At 59.1% G+C, this 21,325-nt stretch carries 18 protein-coding genes; 7 read left to right on the forward strand and 11 right to left on the reverse strand.

All coding sequences use genetic code 11. The features are described 5' to 3' along the window. Positions 1-181 precede the first annotated feature (181 nt). The 7 genes from ACZZ0K_RS07420 to ACZZ0K_RS07450 form a co-directional block, all read right to left on the reverse strand. Positions 182-607, reverse strand: coding sequence for a GNAT family N-acetyltransferase (locus ACZZ0K_RS07420; protein ID WP_016775275.1), 426 nt, complete (start codon positions 605-607; stop codon positions 182-184). Further along, positions 600-1,769, reverse strand: coding sequence for a ribosomal protein uL16 3-hydroxylase (locus ACZZ0K_RS07425; protein WP_258706916.1), 1,170 nt, complete (start codon positions 1,767-1,769; stop codon positions 600-602). Before ACZZ0K_RS07425 ends, ACZZ0K_RS07420 begins: the two co-directional genes overlap by 8 nt. Positions 1,770-1,854: 85 nt before the next feature. Continuing rightward, positions 1,855-3,225: an adenylosuccinate lyase gene (gene purB / locus ACZZ0K_RS07430; RefSeq protein ID WP_003223822.1), complete on the reverse strand. Its 1,371-nt coding sequence runs from the start codon at positions 3,223-3,225 to the stop codon at positions 1,855-1,857. Positions 3,226-3,351: 126 nt separating this feature from the next. Further along, positions 3,352-3,975, reverse strand: coding sequence for a high frequency lysogenization protein HflD (gene hflD, locus ACZZ0K_RS07435; RefSeq protein ID WP_039763308.1), 624 nt, complete (start codon positions 3,973-3,975; stop codon positions 3,352-3,354). Beyond that, positions 3,972-5,096, reverse strand: coding sequence for a tRNA 2-thiouridine(34) synthase MnmA (gene mnmA, locus ACZZ0K_RS07440; RefSeq protein WP_150634940.1), 1,125 nt, complete (start codon positions 5,094-5,096; stop codon positions 3,972-3,974). Before mnmA ends, hflD begins: the two co-directional genes overlap by 4 nt. A gap of 59 nt (positions 5,097-5,155) precedes the next feature. Next, positions 5,156-5,602, reverse strand: a complete 447-nt coding sequence (locus tag ACZZ0K_RS07445) for an NUDIX hydrolase (protein ID WP_016775271.1) — start codon at positions 5,600-5,602, stop codon at positions 5,156-5,158. Between the two features lie 203 nt (positions 5,603-5,805). Further along, positions 5,806-8,031, reverse strand: a complete 2,226-nt coding sequence (locus tag ACZZ0K_RS07450; RefSeq protein ID WP_056788894.1) for an NADP-dependent isocitrate dehydrogenase — start codon at positions 8,029-8,031, stop codon at positions 5,806-5,808. Between the two features lie 481 nt (positions 8,032-8,512). Here ACZZ0K_RS07450 and icd point away from each other — a divergent pair, with 481 nt between their 5' ends. Then, positions 8,513-9,769, forward strand: coding sequence for an NADP-dependent isocitrate dehydrogenase (gene icd / locus ACZZ0K_RS07455; protein WP_252884464.1), 1,257 nt, complete (start codon positions 8,513-8,515; stop codon positions 9,767-9,769). 77 nt (positions 9,770-9,846) lie between these two features. On the opposite strand, the gene ACZZ0K_RS07460 is transcribed toward icd, so the two are convergent. Then, complete coding sequence (locus tag ACZZ0K_RS07460) at positions 9,847-10,128, reverse strand: cold shock domain-containing protein (RefSeq protein WP_095182061.1); 282 nt, start codon at positions 10,126-10,128, stop codon at positions 9,847-9,849. 224 nt (positions 10,129-10,352) lie between these two features. Between ACZZ0K_RS07460 and clpS the strand changes: the two genes are divergently transcribed. Together clpS and clpA are read left to right on the forward strand one after the other, a co-directional pair. Next, entirely contained in the window at positions 10,353-10,736 is a 384-nt protein-coding gene (gene clpS, locus ACZZ0K_RS07465) for an ATP-dependent Clp protease adapter ClpS (protein WP_011334948.1), read from the forward strand. Between the two features lie 30 nt (positions 10,737-10,766). Then, the gene (gene clpA / locus ACZZ0K_RS07470; RefSeq protein ID WP_016775266.1) at positions 10,767-13,037 is read left to right on the forward strand and encodes an ATP-dependent Clp protease ATP-binding subunit ClpA; all 2,271 of its coding nucleotides are present in this window, start codon (positions 10,767-10,769) and stop codon (positions 13,035-13,037) included. A gap of 987 nt (positions 13,038-14,024) precedes the next feature. Here the strand turns inward: clpA and infA are convergent. From infA to aat, 3 genes are all read right to left on the reverse strand, one after another. Next, complete coding sequence (gene infA, locus ACZZ0K_RS07475; RefSeq protein WP_002553999.1) at positions 14,025-14,243, reverse strand: translation initiation factor IF-1; 219 nt, start codon at positions 14,241-14,243, stop codon at positions 14,025-14,027. 112 nt (positions 14,244-14,355) lie between these two features. Then, positions 14,356-15,063: an arginyltransferase gene (locus ACZZ0K_RS07480; RefSeq protein ID WP_041477071.1), complete on the reverse strand. Its 708-nt coding sequence runs from the start codon at positions 15,061-15,063 to the stop codon at positions 14,356-14,358. A gap of 58 nt (positions 15,064-15,121) precedes the next feature. Continuing rightward, positions 15,122-15,802, reverse strand: coding sequence for a leucyl/phenylalanyl-tRNA--protein transferase (gene aat, locus ACZZ0K_RS07485; RefSeq protein ID WP_095182060.1), 681 nt, complete (start codon positions 15,800-15,802; stop codon positions 15,122-15,124). A gap of 521 nt (positions 15,803-16,323) precedes the next feature. Here aat and ftsK point away from each other — a divergent pair. The 4 genes from ftsK to crcB all read left to right on the forward strand — a co-directional run bounded on the left by ftsK (position 16,324) and on the right by crcB (position 21,311). After that, on the forward strand, positions 16,324-18,732 hold the full coding sequence (gene ftsK, locus ACZZ0K_RS07490) for a DNA translocase FtsK (protein WP_041477069.1): 2,409 nt from the start codon (positions 16,324-16,326) through the stop codon (positions 18,730-18,732). A gap of 67 nt (positions 18,733-18,799) precedes the next feature. Further along, positions 18,800-19,420 carry an outer membrane lipoprotein periplasmic chaperone LolA gene (lolA, locus tag ACZZ0K_RS07495; RefSeq protein ID WP_016775262.1) on the forward strand — a complete coding sequence of 207 codons (621 nt, stop codon included), beginning with the start codon at positions 18,800-18,802 and terminating at the stop codon, positions 19,418-19,420. Positions 19,421-19,614: 194 nt separating this feature from the next. Beyond that, positions 19,615-20,937, forward strand: coding sequence for a replication-associated recombination protein A (locus ACZZ0K_RS07500; protein WP_051600478.1), 1,323 nt, complete (start codon positions 19,615-19,617; stop codon positions 20,935-20,937). Further along, positions 20,937-21,311, forward strand: a complete 375-nt coding sequence (gene crcB / locus ACZZ0K_RS07505; RefSeq protein ID WP_016775261.1) for a fluoride efflux transporter CrcB — start codon at positions 20,937-20,939, stop codon at positions 21,309-21,311. The genes ACZZ0K_RS07500 and crcB overlap by 1 nt, the downstream gene beginning before the upstream one ends. Positions 21,312-21,325 lie beyond the last annotated feature (14 nt).

Genomic DNA, 21,325 nt, shown 5'->3' on the forward strand with positions numbered 1-21,325 from the left:
GGGCGTTTTGTGGTGTGCTGGCGGCCATTGTGGCGAGGGGATTTATCCCCGCTCGGCTGCACAGCAGTCGCCGACCCAGCGCGCTCGATTTAACTGACTCACCGAGTTTTCTGGATTTGGGGCTGCTTCGCAGCCCAGCGGGGATAAATCCCCTCGCCACAGGGATCTAGAGGTCTCGGAATCAGGCCGAATGCCGAACCATGTCGACATGCGGAATGCCGGCCTCGAGAAACTCCTCGCTGACCAGGCTGAAGCCCAGGCGCTCATAGAACGCCGTGGCCTGCACCTGAGCGCTGAGCTTTTGTTGCTTCAAGCCGCGCGCTTCGGCTTCGGCGATGACCGCTTGCATCAGCGCGTCACCGACCTTCATTCCGCGCCAGTCTTTGAGTACCGAAACCCGACCGATATGCCCATCGGGCAGCAGTCGCGCCGTGCCGATCGGGAAGTCGCCTTCGAACGCCAGAAAATGCACGGCGGTCGCGTCATCGGCGTCCCACTCAAGCTCGGGTGGCACCGATTGTTCGGCGATGAACACCGTTTCACGAATGCGCCGGATCTCGGCGATATCCTTCTGCCAGTCTGCGACACGAACGCGAATTTTATTCATCGGCGAACCCCAGGCTTCCTTGCTTGACCAGTTCGCAGAGCAGGCTGCGGCCGTCTTCATCGCTCAGCCATTCGCCGAGGTTGTCGGCGTGCAGCGCGTCAGCGGCGCAGATCAGCTTCAACAGTTCGCGCAGCTTGCCCGGCAGGTAACGGCTCTGGCCGCTGGCGAACAGCAGCAGATCGTCGTCGACTTCCGACCAGGCCAGGCGCGCACTCGGGTTGCGGATCAGCACAGCGCCGTCCTGCAGGGCGGCGAGGAAGTCTTCTTCTTCGACGTCTTCCGGGCCGACCACCAGTTCCGGGTAGCGCGGCTCGGTCATGTACTGGCCGAACCAGGTCAGCAGCAGGCGCTCATCGCTCATGTGTTCGGCGAGCAGGCTTTTCAGACGATCCAGCGCATCGTGTTGAATCTGGTGCGGATCGACCGCCGGCTTGGCGTCGGCATCGGTGTAGCGCTCTTCGTCGGTCAGGAACTGGCTGAGGAAGTCGGTGAAGTGGGTCAGCACTTCAGCAGCGCTCGGCGCACGGAAGCCGACCGAGTAGGTCATGCAGTTGTCGACTGCGACGCCGCAATGGGCCAGGCGCGGCGGCAGGTAGAGCATGTCGCCTGGCTCCAGCACCCATTCTTCGGTCTCGTGGAATTCAGCGAGGATGCGCAGGTCAGCGTGCTGCAGGAGCGGGCTCTCGGAATCGCACATCTGGCCGATTTTCCAGTTGCGCTTGCCATGGCCCTGCAGCAGGAACACATCGTAGTTGTCGAAATGCGGGCCGACGCTGCCACCCGGTGCGGCAAAGCTGATCATCACGTCATCGACGCGCCAGCTCGGCAGGAAGCGGAAGTTTTCCAGCAGTTCACTGACTTCCGGCACGAACTGATCAACCGCTTGCACCAGCAGTGTCCACTCTTTTTCTGGCAATTTGCTGAACTCGTCTTCGGCGAACGGGCCGCGACGCAGTTCCCATGGACGCTCGCCATGTTCGATCACCAGGCGCGATTCGACTTCTTCTTCCAGGGCCAGGCCGGCCAGTTCGTCGGCGTCGATCGGGCTTTCGAAGTCAGGAATCGCCTGACGAATCAGCAGCGGTTTTTTCTGCCAGTAGTCACGAAGGAATTCGCGTGCTGTGAGGCTGCCCAGAAGTTGAAGAGGAATATCGGAATTCATATGTAACCTATTGAAAAAAGCACTTTTCAGACGGGAATAAAAACGCCCGGCGCGGCCGGGCGTCTCAAACGGAGCAAACGGTCGATCAGATGCGTTTGGCTTGTGCCACAGCGTTGCCGATGTAGTTGGCCGGCGTCAGTTGCTTGAGCTCGGCTTTGGCTTCGGCTGGCATGTCCAGGCCATCGATGAAAGTCTGCAACGCTTCAGGGCTGATGCCCTTGCCGCGGGTCAGTTCTTTCAGCTTTTCGTACGGGTTTTCGATGTTGTAGCGACGCATCACGGTCTGGATCGGCTCAGCCAATACTTCCCAGCAAGCATCGAGGTCAGCGGCAATCTTCTGCTCGTTGAGCTCGAGTTTGCTGATGCCTTTGAGGCTGGCTTCGTAAGCGATCACGCTGTGGGCGAAGCCGACACCGAGGTTGCGCAGGACGGTGGAGTCGGTCAGGTCGCGCTGCCAGCGGGAGATCGGCAGCTTGCTCGCCAGGTGCTGGAACAATGCGTTGGCGATACCCAGGTTGCCTTCGGAGTTTTCGAAGTCGATCGGGTTGACCTTGTGCGGCATGGTCGACGAACCGATTTCACCAGCGATGGTGCGCTGCTTGAAATAACCCAAGGAGATATAGCCCCAGATGTCGCGGTCGAAGTCGATCAGGATGGTGTTGAAGCGTGCGATAGCGTCGAACAGCTCGGCGATGTAGTCGTGCGGTTCGATCTGCGTGGTGTACGGGTTGAAGCCCAGGCCCAGTTCGTCTTCGATGAAGGCGCGGGCGTTGGCTTCCCAGTCGATCTGCGGATAGGCCGACAGGTGCGCGTTGTAGTTGCCGACAGCGCCGTTGATCTTGCCCAGCAGCGGCACGGCAGCGACTTGAGCGATCTGACGCTCGAGACGGTAAACCACGTTGGCCAGTTCTTTACCCAGAGTAGTCGGCGAAGCCGGCTGGCCGTGGGTGCGCGACAGCATCGGCACGTCGGCGAAACGGATGGCCAGTTCGCGGATGGCGTTGGCGGTCTGGCGCATCAGCGGCAGCATCACGTCGTCACGACCTTCGCGCAGCATCAGGGCGTGGGACAGGTTGTTGATGTCTTCGCTGGTGCAGGCAAAGTGGATGAATTCGCTGACCTTGGCCAGCTCCGGCAGCTTGGCCGCCTGCTCTTTGAGCAGGTATTCGATCGCTTTGACGTCGTGGTTGGTGGTGCGCTCGATCTCTTTGACGCGCTCGGCGTGCTCCAGCGAGAAGTTTTCAGCCAGTTCATTGAGAACGGCGTTGGCCTCGGCGGAGAAGGCTGGCACTTCAGGGATGCCAGCGTGGGCGGCCAGGCGCTGGAGCCAGCGCACTTCAACCAGAACGCGGGCACGGATCAGGCCGTACTCGCTGAAAATCGGGCGCAGGGCCTGGGTTTTGCCGGCGTAGCGGCCGTCAACAGGGGAAACCGCAGTGAGCGAAGAGAGCTGCATGGGGTGTTCTCGGACAGTCGGGCAACGAAATGGGGCGCGTATCATACATGAAAAAATCCGCCGGTCCGTCGCCAACTGACCGGCGTATTACGCGTTACAGACTACAAAGCCTTCGTGACGCGGCGTTTACTCGCTGCGCATCAACGGATAAAGCTCTTTAAGCAACTTGCGGCGGCTGATCACCAACTGCCAGCGATGACCACCGAGCTGACGCCACAGGCGCGCCGAGCGGATACCGGCGAGGAGCAGGGCGCGGATCTTCGAGGCATTGCTCGGCTGTTGCAGGTTGCGCATGTCGCCGTGCACCTGAATGCGCTGGCGCAGAGTGCTCAAAGTGTCCTGGTACAACGCACCGCAAGCGGCCACGACGTTTTCGTGGGCCGGGCCAAAATGCTCCACCTGCGACTGGATCTGCGGCAGGCGTTTGGCAATCGTCTCAAGCATGTCGTCACGCTTGGCCAGTTGCCGCTCCAGACCGAGCATCGACAGGGCGTAGCGCAACGGCTCGCGCTGCAAGGTGCTCGGATCGCGCTCAAGGGCGCCAATCAGCGCGCGATAACCCTCGCGCAGATTGATGTCGTCGCCGCCGTACACGTCCAGCGTATCTTTCGGGTCGCGGACCAGCAGGCTGCCGAGCATGCAACTCAGGCCGGCTTCGTTGGTCTGGCCAGTCTTGGCGATGCGATCGACCAGCACGGCGGCGAGAAACACGCCGCCCAGCGCCGTCAGTTGCTCCTGAGTCGGGCTCATGCCTGGCCGCTCCACGGCTCGGCCACTTCGATCACGCCGCCGCCGAGGCAGATTTCACCGTCATAGAAAACCACCGACTGGCCCGGCGTCACCGCACGTTGCGGTTCGTCGAACACGGCGCGATAGCCGCTGGCGGTTTTTTCCAGGGTGCAGGCCTGATCGCTCTGGCGATAGCGCACTTTCGCCGTCAGGCGCAGCGGCTGGCTCAGATCTATCGGATTGACCCAGTAGATTTCCGAAGCGAGCAGGGCGCTGGAGAACAGCCACGGATGGTTGTTGCCTTGGCCGACGATCAGCTCGTTGCTCTGCAGATCCTTGCGCAGCACGTACCACGGCTCGTCACCGGCATCCTTCAAGCCGCCGATGCCGAGGCCCTGGCGCTGGCCGATGGTGTGGTACATCAAGCCGTGGTGACGGCCGATGACTTCGCCTTCGGTGGTCTTGATCTCGCCCGGTTGTGCCGGCAGGTATTGCTTGAGGAAATCGCTGAAACGGCGCTCGCCGATGAAGCAGATCCCGGTGGAATCCTTCTTCTTGGCGGTGGCCAGTTCGTACTTCTCGGCAATCTCGCGCACTTGCGGCTTTTCCAGTTCGCCGACCGGGAACAGGGTCTTGGCGATCTGTTCGCCGCCGACGGCGTGCAGGAAATAGCTCTGATCCTTGTTCGGATCGAGGCCTTTGAGCAGTTCGGTGCGATCATCGATATCACGGCGGCGCACGTAGTGGCCGGTGGCGATCAGGTCGGCGCCGAGCATCATCGCGTAGTCGAGGAACGCTTTGAACTTGATCTCGCGGTTGCACAGGATGTCCGGGTTCGGCGTGCGCCCGGCCTTGTATTCGGCGAGGAAGTGCTCGAACACGTTGTCCCAGTACTCGGCGGCGAAGTTGGCGGTGTGCAGCTTGATGCCGATCTTGTCGCAGACAGCCTGAGCATCCGCCAGGTCGTCCATCGCGGTGCAGTATTCCGTTCCGTCGTCTTCTTCCCAGTTCTTCATGAACAGGCCTTCCACTTCGTAACCCTGCTCGATCAGGAGAAGGGCGGAAACGGAAGAGTCCACGCCGCCGGACATGCCGACAATGACGCGCTTCTTGGATGTGTCAGAAGGGGCTGGATCACGCATAGGGATTCAATGAGTGTCTTGGAAAAGGGCGCGATTCTATCAGGCTCGCGGCCGCAAGGCTAAAGAGAAGGGCGGATCAGTTCGAGGCTGAAGTGATGACCGGCCAGATAATCGTCGATGCAACGGATGATCAGTTCACTGCGCCAGTTATCGCGCTGGGCGATTAATTCGTCGCGGGTCAGCCACTTGGCGCCGACGATGCCGTCGTCAAGCTGGTAATCCGGGTGATGCTGCACGGCTTTGGCGCTGAAGCATATGCGCTGGTAAGTCACGCCGTTGCTCGGTGCGGTGTACAGATAAATGCCGATCACGCCTGTCGGTTCGACGTCCCAGCCGGTTTCTTCGAGGGTTTCGCGAATGGCCGCATCGATCAGGGTTTCATCCGGATCGAGATGGCCGGCGGGCTGGTTGAGCACATTACGCCCACCTTTGTGCTCTTCGACCATCAGGAAGCGACCGTTGTCCTCGACGATGGTGGCGACGGTGATGTGGGGGAGCCATTCCATAAAACCTTCCTCAATCTATTGGTTAAACCCCAATCCCTGTGGGAGCTGGCTTGCCAGCGATAGCGGTGGTTCAGTCACCATCCATGCTGGATGATAAACCGCCATCGCTGGCAAGCCAGCTCCCACAAAGTTTTGTGATGATCACAAAACCCGGAAACACAAACCCCGGCACAAGGCCGGGGTCTGTTCACCGCATTACAACCTTAAACCAGCGCAGCAATCGCCGCGTTGAAGGTTGCGCTTGGACGCATGGCCTTGCTGATCAGCTCGGCGTCGGCGTGGTAGTAACCGCCGATGTCGACTGGCTTGCCCTGAACGGCGTTGAGCTCGGCAACGATGGTTGCCTCGTTCTCGGTCAGGGTTTTGGCCAGAGTCGCGAACTGCGCTTGCAGTGCAGCGTCTTCGGTCTGGGCAGCCAGGGCCTGAGCCCAGTACATCGCCAGATAGAAGTGGCTGCCGCGGTTGTCGATGTTGCCGACCTTGCGCGATGGCGACTTGTTGTTGTCGAGGAACTGGCCGGTGGCCTGGTCCAGGGTTTTCGACAGCACCAGTGCTTTCGGGTTGTTGTAGTTCACGCCCAGGTGCTCAAGGGAAGCGGCGAGGGCAAGGAACTCACCCAGCGAATCCCAGCGCAGGAAGTTTTCTTCAACCAGTTGCTGCACGTGCTTCGGAGCCGAACCGCCGGCGCCGGTTTCGAACAGACCACCGCCGTTCATCAGCGGCACGATCGACAGCATCTTGGCGCTGGTGCCCAGTTCCATGATCGGGAACAGGTCGGTCAGATAGTCGCGCAGTACGTTGCCGGTCACCGAAATGGTGTCCTTGCCTTCGCGGGTGCGCTGCAGGGTGTACTTCATCGCGTCGACCGGCGCCATGATCTGGATGTCCAGACCGCTGGTGTCGTGGTCCTTCAGGTAGGCCTGAACCTTCTCGATCACCACGCCATCGTGAGCGCGCATCGGGTCGAGCCAGAAGATCGCCGGCGTGCTGCTCGCGCGAGCACGGTTGACGGCCAGTTTGACCCAGTCCTGGATCGGCGCGTCTTTGGTCTGGCACATGCGGAAGATGTCGCCGGCTTCGACAGCCTGTTCCATCAGCAGCTTGCCCTTGCTGTCGGTGACGCGAACAACGCCGTCAGCCTTGATCTGGAAGGTCTTGTCGTGGGAACCGTACTCTTCGGCTTTCTTCGCCATCAAACCGACGTTCGGCACGCTGCCCATGGTGGTCGGGTCGAAAGCACCATTGGCTTTGCAATCTTCGATCACAGCCTGGTAGATGGTCGCGTAGCAACGATCCGGGATCACAGCCTTGGTGTCGTGCAGCTGACCGTCGGTGCCCCACATCTTGCCGGAGTCACGGATCATCGCTGGCATCGAGGCGTCAACGATGACGTCGCTCGGCACGTGCAGGTTGGTGATGCCTTTGTCGGAGTTGACCATCGCCAGCGAAGGACGAACGGCGTAGACCGCTGCGATATCGGCTTCGATCTGCGCTTGCTGCTCGGCCGGCAGGGCCTTGATGCGCGCGTACAGATCGCCGATGCCGTTGTTCAGGTTGAAGCCGATCTGGTTCAGCACGTCAGCGTGCTTGGTCAGTGCGTCTTTATAGAACTCGGCAACGATCTGGCCGAACATGATCGGGTCCGAGACCTTCATCATGGTCGCTTTCAGGTGAACCGAGAGCAGTACGCCCTGGGCCTTGGCGTTTTCGATCTCGGCAGCGATGAACGCACGCAGGGCGTTTTTGCTCATCACGGCGCAGTCGAGGATCTCGCCAGCCTGAACGGTGGTCTTTTCTTTCAGAACGGTAGCGGCACCGTCCTTGGCGATCAGTTCGATCTTCACGGCGTCAGCGGCGTCGATCAGGACAGCTTTTTCGCTGCCGTAGAAATCGCCGGTGCTCATGTGAGCGACGTGGGACTTGGAGTCTTTGGCCCAGGCGCCCATTTTGTGCGGGTGCTTGCGCGCGTAGTTCTTCACCGACAGCGGAGCGCGGCGGTCGGAGTTGCCTTCACGCAGAACCGGGTTCACGGCGCTGCCCTTGACCTTGTCGTAACGCGCCTTGGCGTCTTTGTCGGCGTCGCTGGTCACGGTTTCCGGGTAGTCCGGCAGGTTGTAGCCCTGCGCCTGCAGCTCTTTGATCGCGGCTTGCAGCTGTGGCACCGAAGCACTGATGTTCGGCAGCTTGATGATGTTGGCTTCAGGCGTAACGGCCAGGTCGCCCAGTTCGGCGAGGTGGTCGGCTACGGCTTTGTCGCCCAGTTGCTCGGGGAAGCTTGCCAGGATGCGCGCTGCAAGAGAGATATCGCGGGTTTCCACGGCGATATCGGCCGAGGCGGTGTAAGCCTCGATGATCGGCAGCAGGGAATAGGTGGCGAGGGCAGGAGCTTCGTCGGTGAAGGTATAGATGATCTTCGAGCGGGTGGGCATATTCGGATTAACTCTCTCTTCTTTGCTAAAGCGTGCGCAGAAACTCGAGGGGCGCCGGGTAAGCGCGTTCGTTCAAAGTCATCCATGAACCGAATGTCGAGATTCTTCGCGGTGATGTTGGGTGCATCAGTAGAGCGTCAAGCAGTCAGGCTGCGGTAACAACCCGACCAATCAGGCGGAAAGTCTCGTGCTAGAGAGGCCAGCCGTCGTGACCCTGTGGTCAGCGGGCGGCATTATACATAGGTAGCTGGCAATCTGCCGATGGTTCATATGCAACGATTCTCGTCCATTGGTCTAAAGGTCGCAGGGCGCGACCGGGCAAAGACTCGTTACGAATGCTGGAGTTTGGCGCTTTTCCCTTTGCTTTCAGGCTTGTAGGAAACGAGATGTGCGCGGCGCAGGAACATAGGGTTTGCGTGTTGATTCAACTGGGTTACGCTCGAAGCAAGCCAGGTGTTCAATCCAAACAATGGAGTTCAGCATGGGTTACAAGAAGATTCAGGTTCCAGCCGTCGGCGACAAAATCACCGTCAATGCAGACCATTCTCTCAATGTTCCTGATAACCCGATCATCCCCTTCATCGAAGGTGACGGTATTGGTGTCGACATCAGTCCGGTGATGATCAAGGTTGTCGATGCTGCTGTTGAAAAGGCCTACGGCGGCAAGCGCAAGATTTCCTGGATGGAAGTCTACGCCGGCGAAAAGGCCACTCAGGTTTATGACCAGGACACCTGGCTGCCGCAGGAAACCCTCGACGCGGTCAAGGATTACGTGGTTTCGATCAAAGGCCCGCTGACCACTCCGGTCGGTGGCGGCATCCGCTCGCTGAACGTGGCCCTGCGTCAGCAGCTCGACCTGTACGTCTGCCTGCGTCCGGTGCGCTGGTTCGAAGGCGTGCCAAGCCCGGTGAAAAAGCCCGGCGATGTCGACATGACCATCTTCCGCGAGAACTCCGAAGACATTTACGCCGGTATCGAATGGAAGGCCGGTTCGCCGGAAGCCACCAAGGTCATCAAATTCCTTAAAGAAGAAATGGGCGTCACCAAGATCCGTTTCGACGAAAACTGCGGCATCGGCGTCAAGCCGGTCTCCCGCGAAGGCACCAAGCGCCTGGCGCGCAAGGCTCTGCAATACGTGGTCGACAATGACCGCGACTCGCTGACCATCGTGCACAAAGGCAACATCATGAAGTTCACCGAAGGTGCCTTCAAGGAATGGGCCTACGAAGTGGCGGCCGAAGAATTCGGTGCGACGCTGCTCGATGGCGGTCCGTGGATGCAGTTCAAGAACCCGAAAACCGGCAAGAACGTTGTGGTCAAGGACGCCATCGCCGACGCCATGCTCCAGCAGATCCTGCTGCGCCCGGCCGAATACGATGTCATCGCTACGCTTAACCTCAACGGTGACTACCTGTCTGACGCCCTGGCGGCGGAAGTGGGCGGTATCGGTATCGCGCCGGGTGCCAACCTGTCCGACACCGTAGCGATGTTCGAGGCGACCCACGGTACCGCACCGAAATATGCCGGCAAGGACCAGGTCAACCCGGGCTCGCTGATTCTCTCGGCCGAGATGATGTTGCGTCATATGGGCTGGACTGAAGCGGCGGACCTGATCATCAAGGGCACCAACGGTGCGATCGGCGCGAAGACTGTTACTTATGATTTCGAGCGTTTGATGGATGGCGCGAAGCTGGTTTCGTCCTCCGGGTTCGGAGAAGCGCTGATTTCGCATATGTAAAAGTTGCAGGCACGCAAAAACCGCCTGACTCGATGGGTTGAGTCAGGCGGTTTTTTATGACCGAATGTTTTGAAGCTTCAACTGGTTGCCGTTTGTTTTTCCGTGGCAATCGAGCTTGGCGCCGAAGCGACTTCGACCGAAGTTATCTTCACGGCATGCAAGCCTTTAGGGCCTTGAACGATCTCGAAGTTCACCGCCTGACCCGCTTTCAGGGTCTTGTACCCATCCATTTCAATGGCCGAGTAGTGGGCAAAGAAATCAATGTCCTTGCCATCCTCATCGCGACCTTCCCGGGCGTCGGTATTGATAAAGCCGAATCCCTTGGCATTGTTGAACCATTTCACCTTGCCGACAGCCATGCTCAAATCCCTCTGCAACAGACTCCATCGCTGGAGTATCATCCACGACATCCGCAATCGAATTCGATAAAAGAATTGACTCCGCGGATCTTTTTTACCCACTGTGGGCTCTATTGGTTGTAACACCGTTTTCCCGATAGTCAAGGTGACCGGGCAGTCGTAGTTGAAAACGTGTGCAACCGCCCCCACCACTGTATTCGCACAACTGACGAACCTTTTTTTCCATGCATGCAATCAGCCAGATTCGACTAACATTCAATCAGGATCGCCCGCTTCTCCAAAAGGATCTTCCACAGGAGCACGACGACGATTCGGCAGGCGTTGCTGTTCAGGAAGCAAAGCCCGCGTTACAGGCGCCGCCGATGTACAAGGTGGTTTTGTTCAATGATGACTACACACCGATGGATTTCGTCGTCGAAGTGCTCGAGGTGTTTTTTAACCTGAATCGCGAGCTGGCGACCAAGGTCATGCTGGCCGTCCATACAGAAGGACGGGCAGTATGTGGAGTGTTTACCCGCGACATCGCCGAGACAAAGGCCATGCAGGTCAACCAGTACGCCAGGGAAAGCCAGCATCCGCTACTCTGTGAAATCGAGAAGGACGGTTAATCGCCGACCACTTGGGTATGAGGTGAAGCTATGTTAAACCGCGAGCTCGAAGTCACCCTCAATCTTGCCTTCAAGGAGGCTCGTTCGAAGCGTCATGAGTTCATGACCGTCGAACATCTCCTGCTGGCCCTATTGGATAATGAGGCTGCCGCCACCGTTTTGCGTGCCTGCGGCGCAAACCTCGACAAACTCAAGCATGATCTGCAGGAGTTCATCGACTCCACCACGCCATTGATCCCCGTCCATGACGAGGATCGCGAAACCCAGCCAACCCTGGGCTTCCAGCGTGTCCTGCAGCGTGCTGTTTTTCACGTACAGAGCTCGGGCAAGCGCGAAGTGACCGGCGCCAACGTGCTGGTCGCCATCTTCAGTGAGCAAGAGAGTCAGGCCGTGTTCCTGCTGAAACAGCAGAGCGTGGCGCGCATCGATGTCGTCAACTACATCGCCCACGGCATTTCGAAAGTACCGGGGCACGGCGATCACTCTGAAGGTGAACAAGATATGCAGGACGACGAGGGCGGTGAGTCTTCTTCTTCAGGCAATCCTCTGGATGCTTATGCCAGCAACCTCAACGAACTCGCGCGCCAGGGTCGCATTGATCCGTTGGTTGGTCGTGAGTCGGAAGTCGAGCGTGTCGCGCAGATTCTTGCGCGCCGGCGCAAGAACAATCCGCTGCTGGTGGGCGAGGCAGGCGTGGGTAAGACCGCGATTGCCGAAGGCCTGGCCAAGCGCATCGTCGACAATCAGGTGCCGGATCTGCTGGCCAATGCGGTTGTTTATTCGCTCGACCTCGGCGCTCTGCTTGCGGGTACCAAGTATCGCGGTGATTTCGAGAAGCGCTTCAAGGCGCTGCTCAATGAACTGAAGAAACGTCCGCAGGCGATCCTGTTCATCGACGAGATCCACACCATCATCGGTGCGGGTGCTGCGTCCGGTGGCGTGATGGATGCATCCAATCTGCTCAAGCCGCTGCTGTCGTCTGGCGACATTCGCTGCATCGGTTCGACCACGTTCCAGGAATTTCGCGGCATCTTCGAGAAGGACCGTGCCTTGGCGCGTCGCTTCCAGAAGGTCGATGTCGTCGAGCCGTCGGTGGAAGACACCATCGGTATCCTGCGTGGTCTGAAAGGGCGTTTCGAACAGCATCACAATATCGAATACAGCGATGAGTCGTTGCGTGCCGCTGCCGAATTGGCGTCGCGCTACATCAATGACCGGCACATGCCGGACAAGGCCATCGACGTGATCGACGAGGCGGGCGCCTACCAGCGTCTGCAACCGGTGGAGATGCGCGTCAAGCGTATTGAAGTGCCGCAGGTCGAGGATATCGTCGCGAAAATCGCGCGGATTCCGCCGAAGCATGTCACCAGTTCCGACAAAGAGCTGCTGCGTAACCTGGAGCGTGACCTGAAGCTGACGGTGTTTGGTCAGGACGCGGCGATCGATTCGCTGTCCACTGCGATCAAGCTGTCGCGTGCCGGGCTCAAATCGCCGGACAAGCCGGTCGGTTCGTTCCTGTTCGCCGGGCCTACCGGTGTTGGTAAAACCGAGGCCGCGCGACAGTTGGCCAAGGCGCTGGGGATCGAGCTGGTGCGCTTCGACATGTCCGAGTACATGGAGCGTCACACCGTATCGCGTCTGATCGGTGCGCCTCCAGGCTATGTCGGTTTCGATCAGGGCGGTCTGCTGACCGAAGCGATCACCAAGCAGCCACATTGCGTATTGCTGCTCGATGAAATCGAGAAGGCGCATCCGGAAGTCTTCAACCTGCTGTTGCAGGTCATGGACCACGGCACGCTGACCGACAACAACGGGCGCAAGGCGGACTTCCGCAATGTGATCGTGATCATGACCACCAACGCCGGTGCCGAGACGGCAGCGCGGGCTTCGATCGGTTTCACCCATCAGGACCACTCGTCCGATGCGATGGAAGTGATCAAGAAGAGCTTCACGCCGGAATTCCGTAACCGTCTGGACACCATTATCCAGTTTGGTCGCCTCAGCCATGAGGTCATCAAAAGTGTGGTGGACAAGTTCCTCACCGAGCTTCAGGCGCAGCTGGAAGACAAGCGTGTGTTGCTTGAGGTTACTGATGCGGCACGCAGCTGGCTGGCGGCGGGTGGTTATGACTCGGCGATGGGCGCACGTCCGATGGCGCGTCTGATCCAGGACAAGATCAAGCGTCCGCTGGCGGAGGAGATTCTGTTTGGCGAGCTGGCCGAGCATGGCGGTGTGGTGCACATCGACATCAAGGATGGGGAGTTGACGTTCGACTTCGAGACCACTGCAGAAATGGCCTGACGGCTTGATGTGGATTGGAAAGGCGCCTTCGGGCGCCTTTTTGTTGCTCGTTGTTTGGTGGGTTTGGGTGAATATCCGTTGCTTCGGTAGCGGCCACTGACGGTTTCGCCTGACGGCGACTTACTTTTTACAAGCGCCAAAAAAGTAAGCAAAAAACGCTAGCTCCTGCGTTCGGCCCTCGCAGGCTCGGGTTCCTTCGCTCCGGGATCGATCCGGGCGCAGCGGCTACGGTTTGCTTCGCTGCACCTCCTTCCGCTGTGTCTGGCTGCGCCAGACGGTCGCTGCGCTCCCACCCCCGGATCAATCCCTCCGCTCAGCCTTCCGACGTCGCCGGTGGATCAAGATCAAAAGCACTCGAGCTAACGCTCATTGTTGAGTGGTGCGGCTTCGCCGCGGGCAGCTGCGCTGCTTTGCCTTTTGTGGGAGCGAGCCTGCTCGCGAAGGCGGCCTGACAGCCGACCTGTTTCTTGAGGTTGTACTCGATCCAATTGTAGGAGTGAGCCTGCTCGCGATGGCGCCCTGCTGGTCAACCAATTTCCATCAGAGACCCACGATCCAACTGTAGGAGCTGCCGAAGGCTGCGATCTTTTGATCTGGCTTCTGCTTTTGCTCTGGCTCTTGATCTTTTGCCCCTTCGGCAGGCTTCGTTACGGGATCGATCCGGGCGTGGGAGCGCAGCGACCGTACGACGCAGTCGTACACAGCGAGTGTAGGTGCAGCGAAGCAAACCGGAGACGCTGCGCCCGGATCGATCCCGTAACGAAGGTACCCCGAGCCCCAGCGAGCGGCCCGTACGCCGGGGCAAAGCCTTTGGGTTACCTTTTCGCTGGGCCGGCACTCCGGCGTTTGAAAAAGTGAGTCGCTGTAAGAGCGAAACCGCCAGCCGCAGCACCCGCAGCAACGGATATGCCCGCAAAACGCACAAAAATCCAAACCCCAGACAAACAAAAACGCCCGGCATAACCCGGGCGTTCTGTATTGACTTGATTAACGAGCGCGGTAAGTGATCCGCCCTTTGCTCAAGTCATAGGGCGTCAGCTCGACGCGCACTTTGTCACCGGTAAGAATACGAATGTAGTTCTTGCGCATCTTGCCGGAAATATGCGCGGTTACGACGTGCCCATTTTCCAACTCCACACGAAACATGGTGTTGGGCAGGGTGTCGACGACAGTGCCTTCCATTTCGAAGCTGTCTTCTTTCGACATGCAGTAAAGCCCTCGGTATCCAATGAATGGCCCGGTGCAACTGCGCCAGGCAAAAGCGGCGTGCATTGTGCCCGAAAAATGGTGTTTACGCCAAGGGGTTTAGGCCGCAGGTTCAGTTCAGGATGACCCAGCGCTGATTGATCAGCAATTCGATGGGCCGATATTGCGTCTTGTAGTTCATCTTTTTGCAGTTCTTGATCCAGTAACCCAAGTACACGGCCTCAAGGCCCAGACGCTGGCTCTCGGCGATTTGCCAGAGGATTGCGTAACGGCCGAGGCTGCGGCGTTCTTCGTTCGGTTCGTAGAAGGTGTACACCGCTGACAAACCGTTGGGCAGCAGATCGGTCACCGCCACCGCGAGCAACCGTCCGTCGAGTCGAAACTCGTAGAAGCGCGAGAAGGGCAGGTCACGCACCAGGAACGTCGAGAACTGATCGCGGCTTGGCGGGTACATGTCGCCGTCGGCATGGCGCTGTTCTATGTAGCGCTGGTACAGGTCGAAATATTCTTCGCTGAAGTGCGGTTTGACCGGCTGCACCTGCAAATCCGCGTTGCGTTTGTAGATGCGCTTTTGCTGGCGATTGGTGATGAATTGTGCGGAGGGAATGCGCGCAGGCACGCACGCATTGCAATTCTGGCAATGCGGCCGGTACAGATGATCGCCGCTGCGGCGAAAGCCCATTTCCGACAGGTCTGCGTAGACATGCACATCCATGGGCTGACTCGGGTCGAGAAACAGCGTCGTGGCCTGCTCCTCGGGCAGATAACTGCAAGAGTGGGGCTGAGTGGCATAAAACTTCAAACGCGCCAACTCGGTCATGAATCAACCCTCGGGATAAGCTGGTGGATTAAGTGTAAGCCACCTGCGCAAAAGTCGCTCAGCAAACCCAGGTCGCTGAATTCGGTTGATCTAGATGGCGCCGCAGATAGTCGGCGAATTCGCCGCGCGGAATCGACCGCGCACCGAGGCTGTGCAGGTGATCGGTCGGCATCTGGCAGTCGATCAGCACAAATCCGGCGGCTTTCAAATGCTGGACCAGCGTGGCAAAGCCATATTTGGACGCGTTGTCAGCGCGGCTGAACATCGACTCGCCAAAAAACAGTTGGCCCATCGCCAGGCCGTACAGGCCGCCGACCAGCTGTCCCTCGTCCCAGACCTCAACCGAATGAGCGAAACCGCGCCGATGCAATTCTACGTAAGCATCCTGCATGGCCTCGGTGATCCAGGTGCCGTCGGCGTAATCACGCGGTGCAGCGCAGGCGCGGATGACGGCGTCGAAATCCTGATCGAAGGTCACTTGATAGCGTTGCTTGCGCAGCAGCTTGCCGAGACTGCGCGAGACGTGCAGTTCGTCGGGAAACAGCACGGTGCGAGGGTCTGGCGACCACCAGAGAATCGGCTGGCCCTCGGAGAACCAGGGAAAGCAGCCATGGCGATAGGCCTGGATCAGTCGATCGGCGGAAAGATCGCCGCCGGCGGCGAGCAATCCGTTCGGCTCGCGCATGGCTTTTTCCAGTGGCGGAAAGGTCAGGGAGTTACGTTGTAACCAAGTCAGCATGGCATCCAGGCTTGCAGAAGGGGAGGGCAGTCAGGGGCGTGCAGGCCCCGCGAAAGAGTTTGCCGCGAAACGGCGCCGCTGTCCTGCACAGATGTCTGCTGCAGTGAGCACCGAGCTGCAACTTGATGTGTCGCCCGTGGTCGTAAGCGTCGCCGTGTCGATGCTGTCGAGCATTCCTGTGAGCCTGATCCGGCCAGCTTCGCTACGTTCATCAAATACAGCTCATAAGCCTTTGTCACAAAAGACAATGCATGCTCCAATTGCAACGCAGTGCATGTACGTTTGGCTATGCTCAAGGCTGGGGTCTCAAACATGGCATCGGACGCACAAACCCGTACAATGCCGGGTTGTGACAGGCTATACGCTGCGCACAGTGTTTATGGCTGTGTTTATAAAACCAGTGGCACAGTGTTAAAAGTAGTCCCAGTTGAGCTTTTCACCTTTTTTACCTGCCTGGATTGGGCAGTTTTTTATCGTCATTCAATAGATGGACGCGCCTCGGGCGCAGGAAAAGAAGCGTTTTGAAGAAGACCACCGAAGCACCCAAAACAGTCGTTCCGCTCTGGCGCCAGCAACTGCACTACCGGCTCAAGGAAGGTGCATTGATCGCCATTGGCGCTTTGTGCCTGTTCCTGATGATGGCTTTGCTGACCTACGGCAAGGACGATCCGGGGTGGAGCCATAACAGCAAGATCGACGATGTGCAGAACTTCGGTGGCCCGGCCGGCTCATACAGCGCCGATATCCTGTTCATGGTGCTCGGTTACTTCGCCTATATCTTTCCGTTGCTGCTGGCGGTCAAGGCGTACCAGATCTTCCGTCAACGCCACGAACCATGGCAGTGGAGCGGCTGGCTGTTTTCCTGGCGTCTGATCGGTCTGGTATTCCTCGTGCTCTCCGGTGCTGCGCTGGCGCACATTCATTTCCATGCCGCGACCGGTCTGCCGGCCGGCGCTGGCGGTGCCCTGGGCGAAAGCCTTGGCGATCTGGCGAAGAATGCGCTGAACATTCAGGGCAGCACGCTGTTGTTCATCGCTCTGTTCCTGTTCGGCCTGACCGTATTCACCGACCTGTCGTGGTTCAAGGTGATGGACGTCACCGGCAAGATCACCCTCGATCTGTTCGAACTGTTCCAGGGCGCGCTCAACCGCTGGTGGTCGGCGCGCACTGAACGCAAGCAACTGGTTGCGCAACTGCGTGAGGTTGATGACCGCGTCCACGATGTGGTCGCACCGACTGTCACCGACAAACGCGAACAGGCCAAGGTCAAGGAACGCCTGATCGAGCGTGAGCAAGCGTTGAGCAAGCACATGTCCGACCGCGAGAAGCAGGTGCCACCGGTGATCGCGCCGGCACCAGCCAAGGCGCCGGAGCCGAGCAAGCGCGTGCAGAAAGAGAAGCAGGCGCCGTTGTTCGTCGACAGCGCGGTCGAAGGCACCTTGCCGCCGATCTCCATTCTTGATCCTGCGGAAAAGAAACAGCTCAACTATTCGCCTGAGTCCTTGGCAGCGGTCGGCCACTTGCTGGAAATCAAGCTCAAGGAATTCGGCGTCGAAGTCACCGTTGATTCGATCCATCCGGGTCCAGTGATTACCCGATACGAAATCCAGCCTGCCGCCGGGGTAAAAGTCAGCCGCATCGCCAACCTGGCCAAAGACCTGGCGCGTTCGCTGGCGGTGACCAGTGTGCGGGTGGTCGAGGTGATTCCGGGCAAGACCACTGTGGGTATCGAGATTCCCAACGAAGACCGCCAGATCGTGCGTTTCTCCGAAGTGCTGTCGACACCCGAGTACGACAACTTCAAATCGCCGGTCACCCTGGCGCTCGGTCACGATATTGGCGGCAAGCCGGTCATTACCGACCTGGCGAAGATGCCGCACTTGCTGGTGGCCGGTACCACCGGTTCCGGTAAGTCCGTGGGCGTGAACGCGATGATCCTGTCGATCCTGTTCAAGTCCGGCCCGGACGATGCCAAGCTGATCATGATCGACCCGAAGATGCTTGAGCTGTCGATCTACGAAGGCATTCCGCACCTGCTTTGCCCGGTAGTGACCGACATGAAGGACGCCGCCAACGCCTTGCGCTGGAGCGTTGCCGAGATGGAGCGTCGCTACAAGCTGATGGCGAAAATGGGCGTGCGTAACCTGTCCGGCTTCAACGCCAAGGTCAAGGAAGCCCAGGATGCCGGCGAGCCGTTGAGCGATCCGCTGTACAAGCGCGAAAGCATTCACGACGAAGCGCCGCTGCTGCAGAAACTGCCGACCATCGTCGTAGTGGTGGACGAATTCGCCGACATGATGATGATCGTCGGCAAGAAGGTTGAAGAACTGATCGCGCGTATTGCGCAAAAGGCGCGTGCGGCGGGGATTCACTTGATTCTTGCCACCCAGCGCCCGTCGGTGGACGTGATCACTGGTCTGATCAAAGCCAACATCCCGACACGTATGGCGTTTCAGGTATCGAGCAAGATCGATTCGCGAACCATCATCGACCAGGGTGGCGCCGAGCAACTGCTCGGGCACGGTGACATGCTCTACATGCCGCCGGGCACCAGTTTGCCGATCCGGGTTCACGGCGCGTTCGTCTCCGACGATGAGGTTCACCGCGTGGTCGAGGCCTGGAAATTGCGCGGTGCGCCTGAGTACAACGACGACATTCTGAACGGTGTCGAAGAGGCGGGCAGCGGCTTTGAAGGCAGCAGCGGTGGTGGCGACGGTGATGATCCGGAAGCCGACGCGCTGTATGACGAAGCGGTGCAGTTCGTCCTCGAAAGTCGTCGTGCGTCGATTTCCGCTGTGCAGCGCAAGCTGAAGATCGGCTACAACCGCGCCGCGCGGATGATCGAGGCGATGGAAATGGCTGGCGTCGTTACCTCAATGAACACCAACGGTTCGCGTGAAGTCCTGGCCCCAGGCCCGGTACGCGACTGAAACGCAACGACTCGAGTGGCGCAATGACGCGCCACTCGCTCTCCCACGAGTATTCAAGAGGACTCTCATGCGCCTTATCCGCATGCTGTTGCCAGTACTGGCGCTGACCACACTCACGGCCCACGCCGATGAAAAGGACGTGGCGCGTCTGACCCAATTGCTCGAAACATCGAAAACCCTGTCGGCGAACTTTTCGCAGTTGACCCTCGATGGCACCGGCACCCAGTTGCAGGAAACCACCGGCAACATGACCCTGCAGCGTCCGGGCCTGTTCTACTGGCACACCAATGCGCCGGCCGAGCAGACCATGGTTTCCGATGGCAAGAAAGTCACCCTGTGGGACCCGGATCTGGAGCAGGCAACCATCAAGAAGCTCGATGAGCGTCTGACCCAGACGCCGGCCTTGCTGTTGTCCGGCGATGTCTCGAAGATCAGCCAGAGCTTCGATATCAGCGCGAAAGAGGCGGGCGGCGTGATCGACTTCACTCTCAAGCCGAAAACCAAAGACACTCTCTTCGACAACCTGCGCCTGTCGTTCCGCAACGGCCTGCTCAATGACATGCAACTGATTGACAGCGTCGGCCAGCGCACCAATATCCTGTTTACCGGGGTCAAGGCCAACGAAGCGGTGCCTGCGTCCAAGTTCAAATTCGACATTCCCAAAGGTGCCGACGTTATCCAGGAATAAACACCGGCCCTTTGCGTCAGGGCCTTTGTGGTGAGGGCCTGCTATTGAGGGGGTATTGTGGCGAGGGATTTATCCCCGTCCGGCTGCGCAGCAGACGTCGCTTTTGGGGCCGCTTCGCAGCCCAACGGGGATAAATCCCCTCACCACAGTTTCTTCAGCAGATTTCAGAAAATCAGAGGTTTCAACGCTACGTGATGGATCTGTTTCGCAGTGCACCGATTGCCCAGCCCTTGGCCGCCCGTCTGCGTGCGGCCAATCTGGATGAGTACGTCGGTCAGGAACACGTGCTCGCTCGCGGCAAGCCTCTGCGTGAGGCGCTGGAGCAGGGCGCGCTGCATTCGATGATCTTCTGGGGGCCGCCGGGCGTGGGCAAGACCACCCTGGCGCGCTTGCTCGCAGAAGTCTCGGATGCGCACTTCGAAACGGTCTCGGCGGTGCTCGCCGGGGTCAAGGAAATCCGTCAGGCCGTTGAAATTGCCAAGCAGCAGGCCGGCCAGTACGGCAAGCGCACGATCCTGTTTGTCGACGAAGTACACCGTTTCAACAAGTCGCAGCAGGACGCGTTTCTGCCTTACGTTGAAGACGGCACGCTGATCTTCATCGGCGCCACCACCGAAAACCCTTCGTTCGAACTGAACAACGCCTTATTGTCTCGGGCCCGCGTCTACGTGCTGAAAAGCCTCGACGAAGCGGCCTTGCGCAAACTGGTCCACCGCGCACTCACCGAAGAGCGCGGCCTGGGCAAGCGCAACCTGACCCTAAGCGATGAAGGCTTCCAGATGTTGCTGTCCGCCGCTGATGGCGATGGCCGGCGTCTGCTCAATCTGCTGGAAAACGCCTCCGATCTGGCCGAAGACAACAGCGAAATCGGCATCGAGCTGCTGCAAAGCCTGCTCGGCGATACGCGTCGGCGTTTCGACAAGGGCGGTGAAGCGTTCTACGACCAGATCTCGGCCCTGCACAAATCCGTGCGCGGCTCCAATCCCGACGGCGCGCTGTACTGGTTTGCGCGGATGATCGACGGCGGTTGCGATCCGCTGTACCTGGCGCGACGCGTGGTGCGCATGGCGAGCGAAGACATCGGCAACGCCGACCCGCGTGCGCTGAGCCTGTGCCTGGCGGCGTGGGAAGTGCAGGAGCGTCTTGGCAGCCCCGAGGGCGAATTGGCAGTCGCCCAAGCCATTACTTATCTGGCCTGTGCACCGAAAAGCAATGCGGTGTACATGGGCTTCAAAACCGCGCTGCGCGCGGCGGCTGAGAACGGCTCGCTGGAAGTGCCGCTGCATCTGCGCAACGCACCGACCAAGCTGATGAAGCAATTGGGTTACGGCGACGAATACCGCTATGCCCATGATGAACCGGATGCTTATGCTGCCGGTGAAGACTATTTTCCGGAAGAACTCGAGCCGATTCCGTTCTATCAGCCCGTGCCCCGCGGCCTGGAGTTGAAGATCGGCGAAAAACTCAATCACCTCGCTCAACTCGATCGTCTGAGCCCTCGGCAGCGGAGAAAATAGTGGTTCCATTGATACTCGCAGTGTCGGTCGGCGGTGTTGCCGGCACCTTGTTGCGCTTCGCCACCGGTAATTGGGTCAGCGCCAATTGGCCGCGGCACTTCTATACCGCGACGCTGGCCGTTAATATCGTGGGCTGCCTGCTGATTGGCGTGTTGTACGGCCTGTTTCTGATACGCCCGGAGGTGCCGATCGAGGTGCGCGCCGGGTTGATGGTCGGCTTCCTCGGGGGGCTGACGACTTTTTCATCCTTTTCACTGGATACGGTGCGCCTGCTGGAAAGCGGGCAAGTGTTGCTGGCCCTGGGCTACGCGGCACTCAGCGTATTCGGCGGGCTGCTCGCAACGTGGGCCGGCCTGTCCCTGACCAAACTTTGATAACGAGAAACCGA

It is taken from the genome of Pseudomonas sp. AC255, from assembly GCF_979258175.1.